Here is a 223-nt window from a genome sequence, read left to right as displayed (position 1 = left end):
GCGTCGGCTCCAGGAAACGGGCGGCGAGAGCAAGGCATGCCAGGAGATAGACCATGCCCATCGGAACGCCCATGAGCAGGCCGGCGAGTTGCTGATCCTCCAGAGCCCCCAGTCCCCACGTCGCCGTCCGATTAAGGTACCACTCATAAAGAGGATCGGGCGCGAAGGTAATCAGCGCACTGAGGAAGCCGCTATGAATCAGCGTCAGGAATCCGGCCGCGAT

At 61.9% G+C, this 223-nt stretch carries 1 protein-coding gene; it reads right to left on the bottom strand.

Features of this window, described 5'->3' with window-relative positions; all coding sequences use genetic code 11:
* Positions 1–223, bottom strand: a 223-nt coding sequence (locus E4K09_RS23795) for a cytochrome c oxidase assembly protein (protein WP_166802481.1), incomplete at both ends; no start/stop codon positions are given.

Source organism: Microvirga pakistanensis (genome assembly GCF_004458765.1).
Lineage (GTDB): Bacteria > Pseudomonadota > Alphaproteobacteria > Rhizobiales > Beijerinckiaceae > Microvirga > Microvirga pakistanensis.
Note: the sequence above shows the minus strand (reverse complement) of the source record. Positions and strands in the feature narration are given on the sequence as shown.